Genomic DNA, 15,030 nt, shown 5'->3' with positions numbered 1-15,030 from the left:
TCGGTGGCTAGTGCCGTTCTTGGAGATATCGTGAGACCCACAGGTCGGACAGGTCATCTCAATAGCCATGAGCTTGTCTCCCTAGTTATCGTAGTTGTGTAGCCTGATTTTCCTCCGTCCCGTGCATTAATGCACTACCGCTGCTTGATCCCAGAATCCCCCGTTTTCTAAACGGGGGAGTAAGTCAATGTTGGCAACTGTTTAGCCAGATGCGATCGCTCCAACAGCAGCAACCCCCGATCCACCTTGCCGCCTAACCCCAAACCCCACCACAATCTTCAAAATCTAAAATAAAATTGCCTAAAACCACCCTACCGGGAAATCCACCCCCACAATAAAAACGGAATTACCGTCAACCACTCACGGAGCTCTGGTTATGACAGAACACAAACGCATCGGTATCCTAACCAGCGGGGGTGACTGTGCAGGCTTAAACACGATCATTCGTGCTGTTGTGAAGCATGCCACAGCCCACTATGGCTGGGATGTCATTGGGATTAAAGGCGCAACCAACGGACTCATGCAGCGCCCCCCCCAAATCATGCCCCTCAAACTCCACAAAGTCGATCCCCTCCGTACCCAAGGCGGCACCATCCTCGGCACCACCAACAAAGGCAACCCCTTTGCCTTTCCCATGCCGGACGGAACCCTCAAAGACCGCTCCGAAGAAATCATTGCAGGCTATCACCAACTGAATCTTGATGCCCTAATTGGCATTGGCGGCGACGGCAGCCTCGCAATCCTCAGGAAGCTTGCGCAACAGGGCGGCATTAACCTGATCGGCATCCCCAAAACCATTGACAATGACGTGGGCGAAACCGAACTCTCCATCGGGTTTAGCACCGCTGTGGACATTGCCACCGATGCCCTCGATCGCCTCCACTTCACCGCCGCTAGTCACGATCGCGTCATGATCCTCGAAGTCATGGGGCGGGATGCGGGCCACATCGCCCTCAATGCGGGCATTGCCGGCGGTGCTCACGTGATTCTCATCCCCGAAATTCCCTACAAACTGGCCGCCATCTGCGACACCATCCGCGAACGACAAGCAAACGGGTTTAACTTCTCCGTGGTGATCGTCTCCGAAGCGGTTTGCACCGAAGCCGGTGAAACCCTCCAGAAAATTGAACAGTTCGGCGAATGTCGCCTCGGTGGGGTTGGCCAATATTTAGCCAACGCCATCACCCAACAGACCAACGCCGAAACCCGCGTTACCGTCCTCGGCCATATTCAACGCGGCGGCATTCCCTCCCCGACGGATCGCGTCCTCGCCTCGGCCTTTGGCGTGGGGGCGGTGGATCTCATTGCTGAGGGGAAATCCGACATGATGGTTACGTGGAACGATCACCAAGTTATGGGAGTCCCGATCTTCGATGCGATCAAAACCTATCGCAAAATCGACCTCCAAGACACCCTTGTCTCCACCGCTCGCGGTTTGGGCATTTGCTTGGGCGATCGCTAAACACCACGCTGATCAAACATTGCGGCACTCTGCCTCACAGGTGGAGCCTGTCGCAATGCGTGAGGCAGAACGTGGGTTGGAGTGCGATCGCGCTTCAACCCACAGCAATAGGTTGATCAAGGGCAAGGGATAATCCATTCTCGGAGTGAAAGCCCCTCGTCTCGTTTCAGAATTCACCAATATTCTCGTATATTCACTTAAATTCTTGGCAAATGGATACCGAGAGGTTATTCCCCATTTATCCTAGAATACAATCAAGCCTAGTGTTGATGTGAGATGGGAGATCTAGTTTTAACCGTAAGCGCCGATAAAATGACCAATCCAGGGGCTCAGCAGATCGTTGAGTTCATGTCACTCGTTCAGACGCAGTCCTAGCGATTCGTCACAGTCACCCAATGACATGGTATTTTATTCGTTCTCCGTCAATGCACCAGAGGATACAGGTGTAACCAAACGACCGAATGATCGTGATCGATGATTCTGGCGGTTGACATTCGTCCCCTGGTTTATCCATGACTTGGCTTCTTCCCAATCCTGACCCTTTGATTGGGCTAACCCTTGCAAATTCTTGACGACAACATGACAGGACGCAGAATATTGATTTTCGTCGTATTGGTACTGTGTGCCATGGCGGCTGTTCTATTTATCAGTAGTGGCTTTAGCGATATCACCGGCCCTATCTTGATCAGTATTTTGCTTGTTGCTGTGACGGTAATTATTTCGGTGGGTTCAACGACCGATTTTTATAGTGATTTAGTAGAAGGGTTTCGCAGTGATGCAATTCTGAAAAAACCAGCTTGTCGCTTCTATCTCTATGGTCGGGGCGGTAGTGGTAAAACGACGCTGATTAAAAGTTGGTTGGGAGGAGATATTCGCCCGGAACAATCGACGAAGGATTTTGCCTATTATGCGTCTGAGCGCTATATCGATCTTGAAACGAAGCGCAAATGTAATGTAATCATTTCGGACTATCAGGGTCAGTCTCCGTCTCAAAATACCCTGAATGTCTCGTCTCAGGTGGTTGGAGATCCGGGTAAGCGCTTGGTGAATGGGGTGCTGTTTATTGTGGATATTGCGCCTCGGATTGAACGCAATAATCAGCCGTTAAATACCGAAGAATTGATCGAATGGCTGTCCACGGATACGGAAAATAAGATTCGCAAACGGGTTGAGCAGCACATGGAATATATTGTGCCGGCCATTTTAGAGATTGTGTTTGCGACGGTCTATAGCAAGAATTTGCTGAATGTGACGTTGATTATTAATAAGATTGATTTGCTGGAAAAAATGGTGGCGATGGGCTGTTTGCCGGGGGTGAGCTTGGCGAATGTGGATGAATATGCCCGTAATTTATTTAAGCGGATTGAAAATAATGTGCGGGAGGCGTGCGATCGCGTCACCACGCCGGAGCACACGATTGAATTCACCATTTCCATCGTTAGTGCGGCTACCGGCACTTGCGTCGCCCAAACCTTTAATAATGTGGTGCGCCGCTATGCGAACCCACCGGCAACGATAGTCAAAGAGAAGACAAGCCGACGGCGGATCAAAGGGGCGTAATCTCAACGTTTCCCCGGTTTGCCCTGAGAACTCGCTAAAATCGAACAAAACCACTGGAACCAGAAGCAGGATAGACGATGATCCCAACCGTTATTGAATCCTCCGGGCGCGGCGATCGCGCCTTTGACATCTACTCCCGTCTCCTGCGGGAACGGATTGTCTTTCTCGGCCAACCCGTCACCGATGAGTTAGCGAACCTGATCGTCGCTCAACTCCTTTTCCTGGAAGCCGATGATTCGGAAAAAGATATTTACCTCTATATCAACTCTCCCGGCGGCTCCGTGTCGGCGGGGATGGGCATTTTTGACACGATGAATCAAATTCGCCCCGATGTATCCACGATCTGTGTGGGTTTGGCGGCGAGTATGGGGGCCTTTTTGTTGAGTGCGGGCGCGAAGGGCAAACGCCGGAGTTTGCCCCATTCCCGGATTATGATCCATCAACCCCTCGGCGGGGCCCAGGGCCAAGCGACGGATATTGAAATTCAAGCCAAGGAAATTCTCTATCTCAAAGCCTTGCTCAATCAACATTTGGCGAACCACACCGGGCAACCCCTCGACCGGATCGAGCGGGATACCGACCGCGACTTTTTCATGTCGGCGCAGGAGTCGAAGGACTATGGGCTGATTGATGAGGTGATTGATCGGCGACCGTCGGCGAGTCAGCCGGTTTAAGGGCAGGGGGGCGATCGCGCCTCCCGTTTGAGATCGTCAAAGCTGTAGCGCAGGTCAACCTGCGCTACGCTAATTTTGAGCCGTTTTCCCCGCGCATCCCCGTCCCACGGATCAAGCACGGGAGGGAAACAGCACCACACCCTAAGACCGGAGGACTATGTGGGATCAAATTGCCCAACAGATTACCACTTGGACAGATCAGCCATTCACGATTCAGGATCGCCAATCCGTGGGTGGGGGCTGCATCAATCAGGGCTATCGCATCAGTGACGGCGATCGCAGCTACTTCATCAAACTCAACGCAGCCCACCAAGAAGCCATGTTCCAGGCCGAAGCCCGGGCCCTGCGTCAAATGGCCGCCACCCACACCATTCGCGTCCCGCACCCTATCGGCGTGGGCGTGGCCGATCGCTCCAGCTACATTGTGATGGAATGGCTCAACTTTGGCCGGGGCACATCCCAAAGTTGGACGGCCATGGGGCGAGATCTTGCCGCCCTCCATCGTGTGGCCGGGTCTGATCAATTCGGCTGGGATCAAAACAACACCATCGGTTCCACGCCCCAAATCAACACCTGGACAGATTCTTGGGCGGACTTTTTCGCAGAGCATCGGATCGGGTTTCAACTGCGCCTCGCGAATCGTCGCGGCGGTTCGTTTCCGGCCACCGCCACTGTGATCGAGAAGGTGCGCGACCTCCTCGCCGATCATCACCCCCAACCCTCCCTGGTTCACGGCGATCTCTGGTCGGGGAATGCGGCCTGTACTGTGGATGGCGTTCCCGTCATTCTTGACCCGGCACTCTATTGGGGCGATCGCGAAACCGACATTGCGATGACGGAACTGTTCGGCGGCTTTCCCGCAGCCTTTTACAGCGGTTATGAAGCCGTGTTTCCCCTAGATTCCGGCTATCCCCAGCGCAAAAAACTCTACAACCTCTACCACATCCTCAACCACTTCAACCTGTTCGGCGGCGGCTACGGGGGACAAGCGGCCCGGATGATTGATCAACTTTGAACCGAGACGGCGATCGCACCTAAAAAAAATCCCCTCACCCAGTTACGGCATGAGAGGCATCCTCAGGATAATGATACAATCTAACCCTTAGTCCGCCGCATTTAAACGGGCATTGGCTTCCACAAACCCCCGCCGCAGTTCGACCATCGTTTGAATCATATTGCTTTCCAGTTGTTGCAACAGTTCAGGATTGCTTTGCACCTGTTGATAATCTTCTTGGATACTTTGTAAGCGTTGGAGGTAGGCTTGAGCCTGAGTCCGCTCATCTCCACTTAAACTGTTCAACTGGCCACCCACTTCGGCAATTTCGCGATCCAATTCAGCCGCTCGCTCAGCACTCCCCACGAGATCCGCCAGCAAGATCCGCCGTTGCAGCAATTGGATCGGCCGCAACATGCCATTGTAATAGCGGCCGACAAAATCAAACCGCCGGAGAGCGGCATCGGCTTCAGCGGTACGCCCTAAGGTACTGAGAGCCTTAACCTTGCCATACCAGGGCATCGGATCTTCATCATTAATCGCAAGGGCGCGATCGCACGCTTGCAAGGCCACCGACGCATCAGCAGCCGTTAAACATTGCTCCGCAATACGAGTAAACTCATCATTAACCGTCACTTGCTGGGCCTGGGCTGAAGCCATCCCCCATTGAAAACTAGATAAACCCGTGACAATCACAAGCGCGATCGAAAATAACCAAATCTGAAAACGTTTCATGCAAAATTGTTGCTTAATTTGCTACTACCATTATTCCACCCTTTCCTACCAAAACCCGCGACGACCGTGAGGTAAAACCGTAGACCAGTTCGTTTTTGCCATCGCCAGTTGATCCTCCGAGATCTTCGCATTCGTCAAATTCGCCCCGCACAAATTCGCCCCCCGCAAATTGGCCCGACTTAAATTCGCATGGCTGAGATCCGCCCCCCGCAAGTCCGCCCCCTCCAAATCCGACCCCGCCATATAAGACCGCCCCAAATTCGCATCACGCAAATTCGCCCCCGCCAAGCTCGCCCGGCCAAAATCAGTACCCGCCAAATTCGCCTTCTGTAAATTCGTCTTGCGCAACTTAGACTGGTGAAAAATCCCACCCTCTAAATTAGCCTCCATCAGCTTCAACTGACTCAGATTCTGTTGGGCAAAATCCCGCCGCCCCTTCGTGTAAGCCGTCAAAACCGTTTCCACATCCAGCCGCGCCGCCGCCCGCCGCCGACTCCCCGGATTACCGCTCGCAGAATCCGGCAGCCGACTCGCGGTACTGCGTCCCGCCGCACTGGAACCACGGCCGGGATATTTCTCCCCACCCATCGCATCCATATTTGCACCCCCGCCCGTCTTTTGACGGCGGGCCCGTCGTTCTCGGAGCTTCATCGCTAGGCGCTCCGTGGCCGACAGAGTGGGCGACGAAGCCGGCATCACCTCATCATCGCTAGAACTGGCAAGATTTCCCCCCGAATTCGGATTCGGGGCCGTCACCAACGACTTCGCCAAGTCATCCATGTACGGTTCCATATCGAGCGCATTCAAAACCTCTTGGGCATTTTGATAGCGGTGTCGAACCGAAACTTCCAACATTTTTTTCAAAACATTGGCAAAATTATCGGAAATATCCACATCCTTGCGCCACAGCATTTCCCCAGTTTTTTGATCATAGTCTAGATCCTTCGGCGACTTTCCCGTGAGGAGATAGATGCAAGTCACCCCGATCGCATAAATATCGCTGGCAAAAACGGGGCGTAACGCCATCTGCTCCGGAGGTGCAAAGCCGGGAGTCCCGATCGCAAAGGACGTGAGAGCCGTTTGATCAGAGCTATTGGTGGAATTTTGGGGATTGACCTTATTTTTAACGGCACCAAAGTCAATCAAGACGAGCTTTTTATCCTGTTCACGCCGAATTAAGTTAGCCGGTTTAATGTCGCGGTGAATAACTTTACTCTCATGAATGTATTGAATCATCGGCAAAATCTCACTCAGAAATTGCCGTGCTCCGGCTTCAATAATCGGCCCGTGACGCTTAATTTCCTGTTGTAGATTCAGCCCTTTGACATATTCTTGGACGAGATAAAAATCCTTGTTATATTCAAAGTAGTCGAGCAGGCGGGGAACTTGGGGATGATTCCCAATTTTGCCCAGGGTTTCAGCTTCCCGCTCAAACAGCTCCTTCGCCATCTGGAAGATTTGCGGATCATTGCTAGACGGACGGAGTTGCTTAATCACGCAGGGGGGATGCCCCGGCAGGCCGTGATCTAAGGCGAGGAAGGTGGTTCCAAAGCCCCCTTGGCCGAGAGACTTCACTCCACGGTAGCGATCGCGCATCAACATCTTAGAACCACAAGTCTGACAAACTTCGGCCGAATCAGGGTTCTTTGGTTGAGTACAGGAGGGATTGAGACAGTAACTCATGCAGCGTTCTCAAAAGCAGCAGCGTTGTCAAGAGTAAGTATTGAGTAAGGGGTAGGGGTCATTCCCCTCAGTTCTAGTCCCCACCAATCAGTGCTGTTAAGGTGATCAACACCTCAACTCCTCTCTCATCAATAGCATATCCTACTTTTCCTCAAAGTCTCTTGCTCTGCCGCATCGAGTCCCCCTCTCAGCATCATTCTGTAACAAATAGTTGCGTTTATTTTGGCCAGAAAAATACACCATTACTATTCATTTCCACAGCGAAAATGTTCAGTGTAAATACAGACACTGAAACAATCCCTGGCTAGAATAGTCCCTGACCCTCGATCACCCTCGATCACAACAGTCCTAAAACCATCCCGCTCTCCCTCAATCGCCCCACAGGAATTCCGGAGCCGCAACAGGGTTGAACGCGAGTTTTGGGCATCTGTGTCGGAACGCAGGGCAAAACGGTACTATGGATAGTCGGGTCTTTTTCAAGAAACAACATTACTCATGCTGGTTTCCGTTCACTGGTTACAGACATTCGTTCCCCTCAGCCTTACTCCGGAAGAACTTGCCAAAATTCTGACCATTGCCGGGTTTGAAGTGGAGGGTATTGAAGACCGCCGCACCTGGGCCGATGGGGTGGTGGTGGGTCATGTGCTGACACGAGAACAGCACCCCAACGCGGATAAGTTAAGTGTCTGTACGGTGGATGTGGGCGCAGCGGAGCCGTCTACGATCGTCTGTGGGGCGAAAAATGTGGCGGCGGGGCAACAGGTGGCGGTGGCACTGCCGAAAACCTATTTGCCGGCCATTGACCTGAAGTTAAAGAAAACAAAATTGCGCGGCATCAAGTCCGAAGGGATGATTTGTTCCCTGTCAGAATTGGGGCTAGAGAAGGATTCCGAGGGGATTCACGTTTTTACGCAGCCGGATTTAACGCCGGGGGATGATGTGCGGCCGCTCTTGGGGCTGGATGATGTGGTGCTGGATGTGACTTCGACGGCGAACCGGGCCGATGCGTTGAGTGTGGTGGGGATTGCGCGGGAAGTGGCGGCGTTGACGGATGCGGTGGTGACGTTGCCGACCATTCCGGCGGTGACGGCTCCGATGAGCGATCGCCTCACGGTACAGGTGACCGAATCAGCGGCCTGCCCGGCCTATTTCGGCACAGTGATCGCAGGGGTGACGATCGCGCCCTCTCCCGATTGGCTCCAGTTCCGGCTCCAAGCGGCAGGGGTGCGGCCGATTAATAATGTGGTGGATATTACTAACTATGTGCTGCTGGAATGGGGGCAACCGTTACACGCCTTTGATTGCGATCGCCTCCAGGCCATCACCGCCTCCGAAGCCCTCACCCTTGGGGTTCGCTTCGCCCAGGCCGGGGAAACCCTCAAAACCTTGGATGACCAAGACCGCCCCCTCCAGCCCCAAAACCTGCTGATCACCGCCAATGATCACCCGGTGGCCCTGGCCGGGGTGATGGGGGGAGCCAGTAGCGAAGTCCATGGCGGCACGGTGAATCTACTCCTCGAAGCGGCCCTGTTTGATGCGGTGGCGATTCGGCGATCGTCCCGCGCCCAAAGTTTGCGCACCGAAGCCTCCACCCGCTATGAACGGGGGGTAAACCAAGCGGAATTAGCACAGGCGGCGAATCGTGCGATCGCCCTGATCCTCGATCTCGCTGGCGGCACGGTCACCGCCCAGGGTTGCCACGATGGCCGCCCCGCTCCCGACCAATGGAGCCGCCAGATTCCCCTCCGCTTGGCCCGGTTGCAGCGAATTTTAGGCCCTGTGCAGACGGGTGAGATTACCGCTGCGGATGTGGAGCGGATTTTAATCGCCTTGGGGTGTCAATTAGCCACCACCGCCCCGGAGGAATGGACGGTGACGATTCCCCCCTACCGCTATCGGGATTTAGAGCGAGAAATTGATCTGATTGAAGAAGTGGCGCGGCTCTACGGCTACGACCATTTTTGCGACACCCTCCCCAACAAAACCCAACCGGGGACGGTTCCCTTTGCCACCCAAGCCCGTCAACAGATCCGCAGTCTCTGCCGCGCTGCTGGGCTAACGGAATTGGTGCATTATTCGTTGGTGAAGCCGGAACAAGCCCAAATCACGATCGCTAACCCGCTGCTGAGTGAATATTCAGCCCTGCGCGATGAGTTAATCTCTGGGTTGATCGATGCCTTTGCCTATAACCTGTCGCGGGGCAATGGGGCGTTAAATGGCTTTGAGTGGGGCCGTGTGTTCTACAAAGATGGGGAAAAACTCTGTGAACGAGATGCGATCGCAGGGATTCTCGGCGGCGATCGCGATGGGATGGGCCGCTGGGCCAGCGGCGGCAAGGGTCAACCCCTGACCTGGTACGAAGCCAAAGGAGTGCTCGAAAGCATCTTCCAAGCCCTCAACCTCACCGTCACCTACCAACCCCACACCGACACGCCCCAACTCCATCCCGGCCGGACGGCATCCCTCCACATTGGCGATCAGAACCTGGGCATTTTCGGGCAACTCCATCCAGAAGTGCAGCGCGATCGCGACTTGCCCGCAGCGGTTTATGTCTTCCAACTCGATGCAGCGGTGTTGTTAGAGGCGATCGCCGCCCAAGGCACAACCGATTTCCAAGGCTTCTCTCTTTACCCCGCCGTTGAGCGTGACTTAGCCTTCTTTGCCCCCGTCGATCTCACCGTGGCCGACCTCAGTGCTGCCATGCTCACCGCCGGCAAAACCCTCCTAACCGGCGTTGAACTCTTTGACGAATATCGGGGTGAAAACGTCCCCGACGGGCAACGGAGTTTAGCCTTTAGTTTGGCCTACCGAGCCAGCGATCGCACCCTCACCGATGACGACGTTGACCCCGTGCATCAAGCCATTCGCGATGCCCTCGTCCGTCAATTTAACGTCACCTTGCGGAGTTAACGTTACGCGCATTCTATAGAAGATTGCGAAAGGATGAGAACGCCACTTCCCCCTTTTTAAGGGGGATTGAGGGGGATCTTTACACCTCAAGTTTATGAAAACCGCTATATCAATGATGAGAAGCTATGCCCCTTGACTGAGGAGGCGCGATCGCATCTGCGCCACAAAACTCGCCACCCTGCCCGCCTGTTGGGTTTGAGCGATCGCGCCTTGAATCCCCTGGCTGAGGCTGTCCCAGTTGAGGGCCGATGGCGGTTGGGTGGGGTCTTGTTGTTGGAGATAGTCGATCAGGCTCAAGCCCACAATTCGCGTTAGGTACGCCGCGCTGATGCCCTGGACTAACCCCCCGGCTGCGTAGGTGATCGGGCTACTTTTGAGCACAGTGGTGATCGTTTGGGTGGAGAGTTCCACCGCGCCAAGTTTGAGGAGGAGTTCCCCGATCGAACGGGCGGCCGGTTTGGCTTGGTCGAGGCTGAGGGGTTGGCCGTGGATTTGGGCGAGATCAACGAGTAATTGGGCGTTAATCGCAACGGTGGCGAGGAGATCCAAGGCAGCGACGGGGTTGGCAAAGGCAGCGGTGGCGGCGATCCATTGATAGCGTTCGAGAATGGGGAGGGCGCGATCGCGCCGTGCCGCGTTCAACACTGCTTTCACCTCCCCTTGCATCGCCATCACCTGCCGCCACTGTTGAGCGCGGGCGATCGCCTCTGTTTCCGTGGTGAGTTGAGCGAGGCGGGGGAGGAGGCTGCCCAATTCGGGGGGGCGGGGTTCTTGGAATTCACGGATCGAGCCGTCGGCCTGATGTTGACGCACGGTGATCGGACTGGGGGCGGCGGCGATCGCCACCACATCCGCCGCTGCAATCCACCCCTGCACCCGTTGGCGCAGGGTATCGAGGAGGATGGCCCGCATCTCTTCGGGGTATTGGTCTTGCTTGGTGAGAATCAGCAGGAGCGGGTAATGCTGTTGTTGCCACTGGCGGAGGTGCTGCAATTCAGCGGCGGTGAGGTCGCCATTGACGAGATACAAGACGGCGGCAGTCTGGGCCGTCGGGGTTGCGGTTTCGACAATGTGCCAGGGGGGATCATGGGGTAAAGCCTGCTGGAGGGCGGTTTTACCCACCCATTGGGAGCCGACGATCGCAGCGGTGAAGGGGGACGAGTCGCCCTGCTCTAATTGCGCCAACCCCTGATCCCAGGCCCGTTGATCCACCTGGGGGCATTCAGTGGCGAGGAGGTGGCGCAGGGTGTTGAGGTGGGTTTTCGCGGTGGTGAGGTCGGCGGCGGTGAGGGGCGATCGCGGTTTGGCCACGGTGGGGGTTGAGGGGCGATCGCGTCGTAACCACCACAGCCCACCCCCGATCGCCATCAATCCCCAGAGGCTCACGCTCCCCCAATCCAATAGCGAATCCTGGAGGGAAATCCAAGCCCAGAGCGCAAACGATAACCCTACGCCCCCGATTAAAATTGGTTTCCGAATTTGAACCCCCATCCTCTTCCCTCCTGCAATGGTCTTCCTTCCATCCTACCGGGAGACCGCTCCCCTTTCGCCTGCTGGATTGAAGTCTAGGGATCAGGCAACCCGTGGGCGAGTCTGGCGCAGATGTTGATTTTTCAATCAATGTTGATTATAATTTCAAGTATCCTTTCTCCCCTCTTCACGATGCAGTTTGAAAAAATCGACCTCAGCAATCTGATCGCGATCGCCCATGACGACCATGGGTTAGGGCTGTTAATCGATCGCGGCGCAGATCTCGAATATCTCGCCGTCCCGGCCCCCATCCAAGCCTACGAAGGGTTGCAACAGGTGGCGGATCTCGTCAGTGGGGCGATTCCGGCACTTGATGCGGCTGAATCCTTATCCACACCTAACTCCCATTGCACCCGCGCCCTCAGCTATGACCCAGAGACCGAATCCCTGCAAATTGAGTTTCAAAATGGGGCGGTGTATGAATACGACCAAATCGAGCCGGAGGTGTGGGAGGAACTGTGCCAAACGCGATCGCCCGGTCACTATTACAACCAAGTGATCAAAGGTGCGTATCCTTCCGATCGTCTCAGTTAACGCAAATCTCAGTTAACGCAAAATTCGAGGCAATGCGTACAATCGGGAGGAGTGGGCGGGTTGCGCCGCTCCTGCCTGTATCTGTTGAGATTGCCCCGTGCCGCAAAACCTAGCTGAAGAAGCGATCGCCGTTCTTCTTGACCTCGCCCAACGGGGAGAAATTGACCCCTGGGATGTGCAGGTGATTGACGTGATCGATCGCTACCTCCAAAACCTTGTCCGTCCCCAAGCCCTCGAACCCGATGCCGCTGACCTGCCCCAATCGGGTCAAGCCTTTCTCTGGGCCTCGATGCTGGTGCTGCTCAAGGCCCAAACCCTGGAAGCCGATCAAAACCCCGAAGCGGATGAACCCGAAGACTTGATCGATGATCTTGATCCGGTCGAGCGGGAATTACCCGCCCGGATGGAGCGCCACATTCGCCGCCGTCCCACTGCGCCGCCCCTGCGTCGCCGTCGCGTCACCCTCCAGGAACTGATCGCCCAAATTCAACAGATGGGCGCAGTGCTAGACCGTAAACCCTTGCGATCGCGCTCCCCATCGCGGGGCTACACCCGCAAAGAAGCCGTCAAACACATCACCCAACTCGCCCACGACGAAAACCTGACGGAAATGGCCGCCCAACTGGAGCAATTCGTCCGCGAAGTCCTCCCCCATAACCCCGACCACACCGACACCACCATCCTGCTTGAACAACTCGTCGAATGGTGGTCTGCGGCCCAAACCAAACCCGCCACCACCCACGAACGAGTGGGGGTATTTTGGGCGCTGTTGCTCCTCAGTTCCCAATCAAAGGTGGAACTTTCTCAAACCGACTTTTACCAAGACCTCTCGATAAAACCCCTGATCACCTAAGTGGGTTTCAGAAGATGGGATAAAATCGGATCGCATAACCTGTTGAGATAATTCACGAGGATAGATACGCATGAAAGCCATGATTCTGGCAGCAGGGAAGGGGACACGGGTTCGCCCTATTACCTACACCATCCCCAAACCGTTGATTCCTATCCTGCAAAAGCCGGTCATGGAGTTCTTATTAGAACTGTTACGCAAACATGGCTTCACGCAAATTATGGCCAACGTGAGCCACTTAGCGAATGAGATTGAAGGCTATTTTCGTGATGGGCAGCGGTTTGGGGTGGAATTGGGCTATTCCTTTGAAGGGAATATTGTCGATGGTCAGCTTGTGGGGAGAGCACTCGGGTCAGCGGGGGGCATTAAACGGATTCAAGAATTTAAGCCCTTTTTTGATGACACGTTTGTGGTGCTGTGTGGGGATGCGCTGATTGATTTGGACTTGACCGCAGCGGTGCGCTGGCATAAGGAGCGGGGGGCGATCGCCACCATCATCACCAAAACCGTCCCCAAAGAGCAGGTCTCTAGCTACGGGGTCGTGGTCACTGACGACAACGGCAGAGTGAAAGCCTTCCAAGAAAAGCCCGCCGTTGATGAAGCCCTCAGCACGATGATCAACACCGGGATCTATATCTTTGAGCCGGAAGTGATCGACTACATCCCCAGCGGCAAGGTCTACGACATTGGCGGCGACCTGTTCCCGAAATTGGTGGAAATGGGTGCATCGTTCTATGCCGTGGCGATGGATTTTGAATGGGTGGATATTGGCAAAGTGCCCGACTATTGGCAGGCGGTGCGCGGGGTCTTGACCGGTGAAATCAAGAATGTGAGCATCCCTGGCCGGGAAGAGCGGCCGGGGGTTTACACGGGGCTGAATGTCCAGGTGAACTGGGACAAGGTGAATATTCAAGGGCCCGTGTATATCGGCAGCATGACCTGGATTGAAGATGGGGCGACGATTATCGGCCCGTCGATGATTGGCCCTAGTTGCCACATCTGCGCCGGGGCGACGGTGGACAATAGTGTGATTTTTGAATATTCGCGCCTGGGGCCGGGGGTGCGCTTGGTGGATAAGCTGGTGTTTGGTCGCTACTGTGTGGATAAAAATGGGGCGGCGATCGATGTGAAGGCGGCGGCGTTGGATTGGCTGATTACCGATACGCGCCAAAGCTTGCCCTTGTCGGAACCGGCAGAACGCAAAGATATGGAAGATCTCTTAAGCGAACAATGAATGGATGGACTTCAGCAGAGCACGCCCTCGCCTATTTAAGCCGGGCGGATCGGATTCCCCATCGCACGGAGGGGGAGCGGGTGGTGTTGGATCATGTGCCGCTCGATGTGTGGCGGGTGTTGGATTTGGGGACGGGGGATGGTCGGTTGGCGGCGTTGCTGAAGTGCGATCGCCCCTTAATGGAATGTGTCGCCCTGGATTTTTCCCCGACGATGCTCGAAAAAGCCACCGCCCGCTTTGCGGATGATCCCCTCGTGACTGTGGTGGCCCATAACCTCGATGATCCCTTGCCTGCCTTGGGGCCCTTTGATGCGATCGTTTCTAGTTTTGCCATCCATCACCTCAGGGACGATCGCAAGCGCAGCCTCTACGGGGAAATCTTCGCCCAACTCAAACCCGGTGGCATTTTCTGTAATCTTGAACATGTTTCCTCGCCCACACCCGCGCTCCATCGCCATTTTCTGGAATCCATTGGCTACGGTGAGCACGAAGATGACCCGTCGAATCAACTCCTCGATGTGCAGACGCAATTAAATTGGCTGTGGGAGTTGGGGTTTATGGATGTGGATTGCTATTGGAAGTGGCTAGAGATGGCGCTTTTGGTGGGTAAAAAACCGCAGTCCTACCCCAATTAACGGGGAAAATTGAGGGATGTTGTGGCAGGGGAAAAACTGCGATCGCATCACCTCAAGCACCCTTGTTGTTAAAACGATTCATTATCGTTGATGGCTGATCTTGAGCGATTTCTAGTGTAATCAAACACACGATAAACTATCACAATCAATCCGTATAAATACGGATTTTAAGGATTGACAAAATTAGGTAATCTATCCCATTTAGGTAATCGCAACAGACGATACTGTT

The 15,030-nt window shown here is 54.7% G+C and carries 13 protein-coding genes; 9 read left to right on the top strand and 4 right to left on the bottom strand.

The window, feature by feature from the left end:
- Nucleotides 1-376 precede the first annotated feature (376 nt).
- From PN477_RS06525 to clpP, 3 genes are all read left to right on the top strand, one after another.
- Complete coding sequence (locus PN477_RS06525; RefSeq protein WP_272115953.1) at nt 377-1,462, top strand: ATP-dependent 6-phosphofructokinase; 1,086 nt, start codon at nt 377-379, stop codon at nt 1,460-1,462.
- Between the two features lie 627 nt (nt 1,463-2,089).
- The gene (locus PN477_RS06520) at nt 2,090-3,022 is read left to right on the top strand and encodes a hypothetical protein (protein ID WP_272115955.1); all 933 of its coding nucleotides are present in this window, start codon (nt 2,090-2,092) and stop codon (nt 3,020-3,022) included.
- Between the two features lie 77 nt (nt 3,023-3,099).
- The gene (gene clpP, locus PN477_RS06515; protein WP_072621161.1) at nt 3,100-3,696 is read left to right on the top strand and encodes an ATP-dependent Clp endopeptidase proteolytic subunit ClpP; all 597 of its coding nucleotides are present in this window, start codon (nt 3,100-3,102) and stop codon (nt 3,694-3,696) included.
- On the opposite strand, the gene PN477_RS06510 is transcribed toward clpP, so the two are convergent.
- The gene (locus tag PN477_RS06510; RefSeq protein WP_272147099.1) at nt 3,693-3,815 is read right to left on the bottom strand and encodes a hypothetical protein; all 123 of its coding nucleotides are present in this window, start codon (nt 3,813-3,815) and stop codon (nt 3,693-3,695) included. The genes clpP and PN477_RS06510 overlap by 4 nt on opposite strands.
- A gap of 38 nt (nt 3,816-3,853) precedes the next feature.
- Here PN477_RS06510 and PN477_RS06505 point away from each other — a divergent pair, with 38 nt between their 5' ends.
- Nucleotides 3,854-4,711, top strand: coding sequence for a fructosamine kinase family protein (locus tag PN477_RS06505; RefSeq protein ID WP_272115958.1), 858 nt, complete (start codon nt 3,854-3,856; stop codon nt 4,709-4,711).
- An 87-nt stretch (nt 4,712-4,798) separates the two neighbouring features.
- On the opposite strand, the gene PN477_RS06500 is transcribed toward PN477_RS06505, so the two are convergent.
- Together PN477_RS06500 and PN477_RS06495 are read right to left on the bottom strand one after the other, a co-directional pair.
- The gene (locus tag PN477_RS06500) at nt 4,799-5,425 is read right to left on the bottom strand and encodes a tetratricopeptide repeat protein (RefSeq protein ID WP_272115960.1); all 627 of its coding nucleotides are present in this window, start codon (nt 5,423-5,425) and stop codon (nt 4,799-4,801) included.
- A 45-nt stretch (nt 5,426-5,470) separates the two neighbouring features.
- Nucleotides 5,471-7,108 (bottom strand): serine/threonine-protein kinase, encoded by a 1,638-nt coding sequence (locus tag PN477_RS06495; protein WP_272115962.1) that lies wholly within the window; start codon nt 7,106-7,108, stop codon nt 5,471-5,473.
- Nucleotides 7,109-7,603: 495 nt separating this feature from the next.
- Here PN477_RS06495 and pheT point away from each other — a divergent pair, with 495 nt between their 5' ends.
- Nucleotides 7,604-10,018, top strand: a complete 2,415-nt coding sequence (gene pheT / locus PN477_RS06490; protein ID WP_272115964.1) for a phenylalanine--tRNA ligase subunit beta — start codon at nt 7,604-7,606, stop codon at nt 10,016-10,018.
- Nucleotides 10,019-10,141: 123 nt separating this feature from the next.
- On the opposite strand, the gene PN477_RS06485 is transcribed toward pheT, so the two are convergent.
- Nucleotides 10,142-11,509 (bottom strand): YcjF family protein, encoded by a 1,368-nt coding sequence (locus tag PN477_RS06485; protein ID WP_272115966.1) that lies wholly within the window; start codon nt 11,507-11,509, stop codon nt 10,142-10,144.
- 129 nt (nt 11,510-11,638) lie between these two features.
- On the opposite strand from PN477_RS06485, the gene PN477_RS06480 reads away from it, so the two are divergent.
- The 4 genes from PN477_RS06480 to PN477_RS06465 all read left to right on the top strand — a co-directional run bounded on the left by PN477_RS06480 (nt 11,639) and on the right by PN477_RS06465 (nt 14,801).
- Complete coding sequence (locus tag PN477_RS06480) at nt 11,639-12,082, top strand: KTSC domain-containing protein (RefSeq protein WP_272115968.1); 444 nt, start codon at nt 11,639-11,641, stop codon at nt 12,080-12,082.
- Nucleotides 12,083-12,179: 97 nt separating this feature from the next.
- On the top strand, nt 12,180-12,935 hold the full coding sequence (locus PN477_RS06475) for a segregation/condensation protein A (protein ID WP_272115971.1): 756 nt from the start codon (nt 12,180-12,182) through the stop codon (nt 12,933-12,935).
- A 70-nt stretch (nt 12,936-13,005) separates the two neighbouring features.
- Nucleotides 13,006-14,166, top strand: coding sequence for an NDP-sugar synthase (locus PN477_RS06470; protein WP_272115972.1), 1,161 nt, complete (start codon nt 13,006-13,008; stop codon nt 14,164-14,166).
- Nucleotides 14,163-14,801: a class I SAM-dependent methyltransferase gene (locus PN477_RS06465; protein ID WP_272115974.1), complete on the top strand. Its 639-nt coding sequence runs from the start codon at nt 14,163-14,165 to the stop codon at nt 14,799-14,801. Before PN477_RS06470 ends, PN477_RS06465 begins: the two co-directional genes overlap by 4 nt.
- Nucleotides 14,802-15,030: the final 229 nt, after the last annotated feature.

It is taken from the genome of Spirulina subsalsa CS-330 (assembly GCF_028330765.1).
Classification (GTDB): Bacteria; Cyanobacteriota; Cyanobacteriia; order Cyanobacteriales; family Spirulinaceae; genus Spirulina; species Spirulina subsalsa_A.
This window is presented reverse-complemented; position numbering and strand designations above follow the sequence as displayed.

Bases quoted from the DNA above. Each gene is read 5' to 3' on its own strand.
- pheT (WP_272115964.1), top strand. From the start codon at position 7,604: ATGCTGGTTTCCGTTCACTGGTTACAGACATTCGTTCCCCTCAGCCTT.
- PN477_RS06525 (WP_272115953.1), top strand. From the start codon at position 377: ATGACAGAACACAAACGCATCGGTATCCTAACCAGCGGGGGTGACTGT.
- PN477_RS06480 (WP_272115968.1), top strand. From the start codon at position 11,639: ATGTTGATTATAATTTCAAGTATCCTTTCTCCCCTCTTCACGATGCAG.
- PN477_RS06520 (WP_272115955.1), top strand. From the start codon at position 2,090: ATGGCGGCTGTTCTATTTATCAGTAGTGGCTTTAGCGATATCACCGGC.
- PN477_RS06500 (WP_272115960.1), bottom strand. From the start codon at position 5,425: ATGAAACGTTTTCAGATTTGGTTATTTTCGATCGCGCTTGTGATTGTC.
- PN477_RS06485 (WP_272115966.1), bottom strand. From the start codon at position 11,509: ATGGGGGTTCAAATTCGGAAACCAATTTTAATCGGGGGCGTAGGGTTA.
- PN477_RS06465 (WP_272115974.1), top strand. From the start codon at position 14,163: ATGAATGGATGGACTTCAGCAGAGCACGCCCTCGCCTATTTAAGCCGG.
- PN477_RS06495 (WP_272115962.1), bottom strand. From the start codon at position 7,108: ATGAGTTACTGTCTCAATCCCTCCTGTACTCAACCAAAGAACCCTGAT.
- PN477_RS06470 (WP_272115972.1), top strand. From the start codon at position 13,006: ATGAAAGCCATGATTCTGGCAGCAGGGAAGGGGACACGGGTTCGCCCT.
- PN477_RS06505 (WP_272115958.1), top strand. From the start codon at position 3,854: ATGTGGGATCAAATTGCCCAACAGATTACCACTTGGACAGATCAGCCA.
- clpP (WP_072621161.1), top strand. From the start codon at position 3,100: ATGATCCCAACCGTTATTGAATCCTCCGGGCGCGGCGATCGCGCCTTT.